This is a genomic window from uncultured Methanobrevibacter sp., assembly GCF_947169325.1.
Classification (GTDB): domain Archaea; phylum Methanobacteriota; class Methanobacteria; order Methanobacteriales; family Methanobacteriaceae; genus Methanocatella.
The window spans coordinates 21952-28120 of the sequence record NZ_CAMVPN010000027.1 but is presented as its reverse complement, the minus strand read 5'-3'; the positions used below and the strand labels follow the sequence as shown (position 1 = coordinate 28120).

Annotated in this window: 4 protein-coding genes; all 4 read left to right on the top strand. The window is 28.8% G+C overall.

What is annotated here, in order from left to right:
- Positions 1-150: 150 nt before the first annotated feature.
- The 4 genes from Q0W26_RS05525 to Q0W26_RS05510 all read left to right on the top strand — a co-directional run bounded on the left by Q0W26_RS05525 (position 151) and on the right by Q0W26_RS05510 (position 6166).
- The gene (locus Q0W26_RS05525; protein WP_298523273.1) at positions 151-513 is read left to right on the top strand and encodes a hypothetical protein; all 363 of its coding nucleotides are present in this window, start codon (positions 151-153) and stop codon (positions 511-513) included.
- A 95-nt stretch (positions 514-608) separates the two neighbouring features.
- Positions 609-2906 carry an ATP-dependent Clp protease ATP-binding subunit gene (locus Q0W26_RS05520; protein ID WP_298523272.1) on the top strand — a complete coding sequence of 766 codons (2298 nt, stop codon included), beginning with the start codon at positions 609-611 and terminating at the stop codon, positions 2904-2906.
- A gap of 32 nt (positions 2907-2938) precedes the next feature.
- Complete coding sequence (locus Q0W26_RS05515) at positions 2939-4549, top strand: serine/threonine-protein kinase (RefSeq protein WP_298523269.1); 1611 nt, start codon at positions 2939-2941, stop codon at positions 4547-4549.
- A gap of 9 nt (positions 4550-4558) precedes the next feature.
- Positions 4559-6166, top strand: coding sequence for a carboxypeptidase-like regulatory domain-containing protein (locus Q0W26_RS05510; RefSeq protein ID WP_298523267.1), 1608 nt, complete (start codon positions 4559-4561; stop codon positions 6164-6166).
- Positions 6167-6169 lie beyond the last annotated feature (3 nt).

Sequence of the window (6169 nt, the reverse complement as noted above, 5' to 3'; positions counted from 1 at the left end):
ACAACATCTATCGATCAACTCAAATTCAATAAAAATGAGGATTTCTACAAAGCCATTTATAGATTATTTTTAACACTATTCTCTTTATAAACATAGTACACATATGTATATATACACACAAGTACAAATATTTTAAATGGAGGTAATATAATGGATGTATCTGAAACAATTGGCGCCACAATAAGTGGAATGTTCATTTCTATTATTTGTGCATTAATTCTTGCTGCAATTGTCCATTTCTTTTTCGGAGATAATATCTCATCAGTATTGTTGTTATATATACTTGTTGCATTTATTCCAAGTGCTTTAGTTAACACATCACTTTCAAAATCATCAGCAATTGTTGGATCATTGCTAGCAGTAATAATCATATTTTTATTAATGAATTTTATTTTTCCAATAATTTTTGGACCAAATATAACTTTTCCTTATTCAATATTGGATTTAGGTCCCATTATTACAGGATTAATTCTTTCACTAATTGTTGGTATAATTGCAGTGTTGTATAGATAGTCAATTTTGTGATGGGTTTTTCATGAAATTTGTGTAGTAAGTTACATTTACTGTATTATCAAACACTATTAATAAAATACATATGAGGTTAAGAAATGGTAAGATTATCTAAATGTGTATATTTAGCAGAAGAATTAGGTTCTGCTGAGGCAATTAATCTTAAACAAGAGCTTTTTTCTGAAGATGAGTTATTGATTGGTATTTGTAGCCTTGAAAAAATTGTATTTTTACTTGGAGAAAATCAGGTTAATTATAATGAAGATTATGCTAATTTTATTAAATTTGAAAATGATGAAATTACAGATTTTTTCAAAAAGTTTAATATAAAACTTTCATCAATAAGGCGAGGAATACGTGAATTGAAGGGTGAAGGGGAAAATGAATCTGAAACTCAAATGATTCCCCGATCAGATTCTTGTAAATCTATTATTGATGATGCTAGAAAAATTGCAGAAAGTACTAATAGTGATGAAGTTCGATGCATTCATATTATTAAGGCTATTTTAAATAATCCTTCAGATATTATCAAAACATTTTTTGAAGACCACAATATTGAATTTGAAGAATTAAAAACTAATTTAAATATTGAAAAGGAAACAAATAAATTAAAATTATCTTCAAATAGTGTGTTGATGAATTATGGAACAAATTTAACTGACTTAGCCAAAGAAGGCAAATTAACACCTGTCATTGGTCGAGATGATGAATTATTACAAGTTATTAGAACTTTAAATAAACGTAAAAAGAATAATCCTTTAATTATAGGTGAACCAGGTGTAGGAAAAACTGCATTAGTTAATGGTTTAGCAATAAAAATTACTGATGGCAGTATGAAAAATCTACTTAAAGACAAACAAATAATTGAAATAAATATGGCATCATTAGTTGCCGGGACTAAATATCGTGGTGAATTTGAAGAAAAAATAACAAAGCTTGTCAATGAATCCAAAGAAAATCCTGAAGTTATATTGTTTGTTGATGAAATCCATACGATATTTGGTGCGGGTTCTGCTAGTGGAAGTATGGATGCTTCCAATATTATAAAACCTGCATTGGCTAATGGCGATTTAGTGATGATTGGGGCTACAACATTACAAGAATATAGGAAATATTTTGAAACCGACCCTGCTTTTGAAAGAAGGTTCCAACCGGTTATATTAGAGGAACCTACTCCTGAAGATACCTTATTTATTCTTAAAGGTTTAAAGCCAAATTATGAAGAGTATCATAATGTTACACTTTCTGATGAAGCTATTGAAGCGGCTGTAAATTTATCTGTAAGATATATTACTGATAGAAATCTTCCAGATAAAGCATTAGATGTAATTGATGAAGCATGTTCACGTAAATTAATTCCAAAATTAGACATTACAAATTCATTAAATATAGAATCTGTAGTTAGCGAGGAAGATGTTAAAACAGTTGTATCTGAATGGACAGGCGTTCCAATTTCTGATGAATCATCACAATTTGAAAAAGCTCAAAAAATTGAAGAATTTTTAAAATCAAAAATTATTGGTCAAGATCAAGCCATTGAGAAAGTTTCTAGAAGAATTAAAAATTCCTACGCTGGCATTAATAATCCTGATAAACCTTTAGCAGTATTCTTGTTTTTAGGTCCAACCGGTGTTGGAAAAACATATTTCTCAAAAACTTTAGCTAATTTCTTATTTGGAAGTGAAAAATCATTAATTAGAGTAGATATGTCTGAATACAAGGAAGAACATTCTATTTCAAAATTAATTGGCGCACCCCCTGGTTATAAAGGTAATGATGAAGGAGGATTTTTAACCAATGCTATTAAAAATAATCCTTACTCAATTGTATTATTAGATGAAATTGAAAAAGGACATCCTAAAGTATTTGATGTGTTTTTACAAGCATTTGATGAAGGACGCTTGACTGATGGAAAAGGAAATACCGTAAATGCTAAAAATTGTATTTTCATCATGACTTCAAATATGGAAATTGAAACTAAACAAGACTATAATGTCGCATTTGGTGGAACTCAAGAAGATATGAATACAATGAGTATTTTAGATAATTTGGCTCAAGTAATGAGACCCGAATTGGTTAATAGGATTGATGACGTGATAATTTTCAACTCATTAACAAAATCAGACAATGAATCTTTAGTAAAATTATATGTTGATGATTTGGCTCAACGTTTAATGTCTGAAAAATCCATAAACCTCAGTGTTAAAAAATCCGTTTATAAATTTATAGTCAAAAAAGGATATAATGTTAATTTCGGAGCCAGATATCTTAAAAGGACAGTTGAAAAACTTTTAGAATATCCTATTTCCGACATGATAGTTAATAGGGAAGTCAAAGAAGGAGATACAATTGTTGTTTCCGCAGTACAAAATGAATTGGAATTTAAAGTAAAGTAGGTATCAAAATGAATCAAAATGATGTAAAACGTATGGTAGAAGAATTTTTCAGAGGCCAATACAAAGTTGAAAAATTTTTAGGTGCAGGTGGTTTTGCAGATGTGTATCTTGTAAATCATATATATCTAAATGATCGTCGTGCAATGAAAATTAACAAAGAGCCCTTACCTCGTGAAAATATTGATAATATTTTCAAAGAAGCGAGAATCGCCACTTTAATAAGACATAAAAATGTTATCAGTATGCATGATGCAGGGATAATTTCAGTTTCAGGACAGGACAAAAATGGGATTTTCAATTTTGGTTTGAAAAATAAACGTGATAAAAACTACGCATATTTTGTTATGGAATATGTTGTAGGGGGAGATTTATGGGAATACTGGAAATCCTTCCAGAATCAAGATAAAATAATGCCTACTCTTGAAGTATTGGATATAATGAAACAAATTGCAATGGGATTGGATGTTTTACACACTAATAGTCCTAAAATCATTCACAGAGACATTAAACCCCAAAATTTGTTAATGAAAATTGAAGATGGTAAACCTCTTATAAAAATCACTGATTTTGGTTTAGCAAATGCAAAGGATAGTGATAAATCATTTGATAAATTAAGTGTTGCAGGAACACCTCTTTACATGGCTCCAGAATGTTACCATAAGAAATTTTCAACAATGAGTGATATATACGCTATTGGAGTGATATTCTATCAATTGTTAACCAATGAATTCCCATATGAAATAATGAGATTTGACATGGGCGATATGTTCTTTGGAAAACCATGGGAAAGAGAATTAAAACCACCTAGTTATTATAATTCAGATATACCTCCAAAATTGGATTCAATTGTAATGAAAACTTTAGCAGTTAATCCAAAAGAAAGATATAAAGATTCAGGCAAACTTTTAAAAGTCATCATAGATTATATGGAAGATGATTTGGGAGTAGATGAAACTACCATGATTTATACTTCAGAAATTTCATCATCCGGACCAGTTGATGGTGACACTGATGAAGAAATGATAACTCCTGAATTTGGTAAAAGTGTAGAAGATTTATTATCTGAAGCTTTCAAACTTGCAAAACAAGAAAATAGATTAGAAGAAGCTATTGAAATCTTAGAGAAGGCTATTATTAATAATATTGATGTACGTGAAAAATATACTTACCGTCTTAGATTATGGAAAGATGAAATGCCTGATGAAAAATTAAAAGAAGAGGCATTTAAAGTATACAGCCAAGCCAATCCTAATTATTCATTAGCAAGTGATTTATTACAAGAAGCAATTGCATATAATCCACAATTCAATGATGAATATGAAGGTTATATCACATTATGGTCAATATTATCAGATTTAGAAGAATCAAAAGATTTAACAGAAGCTGTCAATTCATTAGTTGACATCATGGAAAATTATCCATATATTAATGAAATGTATGAAGATAATATTAATATCTTAAAAACTCTTGATGCTAATAAAATTGCTGATGAATCAGCGAAAATAATTAAAAAGAATAAGTGGGATGCTTCTAAAAAAATTGAAATGGCTAGAATAATGGAATTTGCTGTTCTTGCAGATGATGATGTTAAGGAAAAATATTCTGCTAAATTGTCATTATGGAAAAGAGGCCTATCCATGTGAGGTGGAAAAATGGATATAAATGAAAATATTTATAGGACTAATGGTTTTAGAATTCTTGGTTTAGATATTACGAGTAAAAACAGAAGAATTGACAATCGTATTGCTAAAGTAGATCGTTTTATGGAAAGAAATAATTTTAAAGATGATGAACCTTTAAAAGATGTTTTTGATAAATCTAAAAACGATTTTTTATTACCTGTTAAACCCGAACCTTCATTTAATGAATATCATGATGCTAAAAATAGATTATATGATGTCGAAACAAGATTGGTTGATGAAATATTCTGGTTTTGGCCAAAAACATTTGATAGTAAATTAGAAGGGGAAATTGTTGAATATTTAAAAGAAAATAATTATAATAAAGCTATATCATATTGGGAGGACATATCTAATACAAATACAATGAATATGACTTCAATTCATAATTTAGCTGTTTTATATCATGTCAGAGCATTAGATGGTTTTTTAGAAGGTAAAGGAAATAAAAAACTATTCAGTGATTTAGAGTTATCCTTAAACTATTGGTCTCAAATTGTTAATTCAAATAATTTTAAAGATTTCGTTAAAGAAAGAGTTAACGACATTAAAGACCCTCGTTTGAACGAAGAATTTGTAGATGAAATATTCGATGATTTACCACATAATTTATTGAATATCAACTATATATTTATTAAAAAAATTTTAAATTCTGGAAAATTGAGTAAAAGAAAACAGGATTATATATTTAAATATATAGATAGTATCCAAAAATCTCCTTTTGATAAATCTGTTATTAGTGGTTTTAATTCCAAAATTACCAAATCCATTGATGATTCAATTAAAGAGTATAAAGAACCATTTGAAAGCTCTTTTGAATCCTCTAATGATGACGAAAAACAAGATTTATTAATTGAGTATAGTGAAAACATATTGCCTTATTTATCAATTTTACATAATTCATTCAATGACTATATTGTTTCCAGTAACTTGATAAATGACTCTTGCAGATTTATTTATAATAGAATTCCTAATACTTTACTATTAATTTTAATGAAAGTATCCGATGAAGAAAGGTTCAATAAATTTATGGAAATAACAGAATCTTTAAAAGAATTCACCACTGATGATGAATTAAAAGAAAAACTAGATACTGATCTTCAACTAAGAGATTTAGGAAATGAAGAACAAGATTCTGAACCAACAGTAACTGAACCAACTATCCCAACAACAGAAGAATATACTGTTAGGGTCAAAATTAGAGATAATGATGGGGATGATTTAAGTAATGTTGATGTGACTTTAACTAATATCGAAAATGATAAAAAGTATTATGGTGAAACCGATACTTCGGGTTCCTGCAACATAAGTTATTTACCACCTGGAAGATATTCTTGTAAAGCTGCAAAAATGGGATATGATACATATAATGGAACATTAAGGGTTAGTGAAGACAACGATTTAATGATAAATCTTAATAAAGATAATAAACCTAACAACGATGATAAACCTGAAGTTCCTACAGGTAACACTCCGACACTCTCCGGTGGAGGATCCTCCTACAATAGAAATTTCATCATAACTGTAGCCGCTGTAATTTTTATATCCCTTGCATTTTATGCGGTAATGAACTTTTTATAAATG

Excerpts from the sequence above, each read along its gene's own strand:
- Q0W26_RS05515 (WP_298523269.1), top strand. The coding sequence starts at position 2,939 with ATGGTAGAAGAATTTTTCAGAGGCCAATACAAAGTTGAAAAATTTTTA.
- Q0W26_RS05520 (WP_298523272.1), top strand. The coding sequence starts at position 609 with ATGGTAAGATTATCTAAATGTGTATATTTAGCAGAAGAATTAGGTTCT.
- Q0W26_RS05510 (WP_298523267.1), top strand. The coding sequence starts at position 4,559 with ATGGATATAAATGAAAATATTTATAGGACTAATGGTTTTAGAATTCTT.
- Q0W26_RS05525 (WP_298523273.1), top strand. The coding sequence starts at position 151 with ATGGATGTATCTGAAACAATTGGCGCCACAATAAGTGGAATGTTCATT.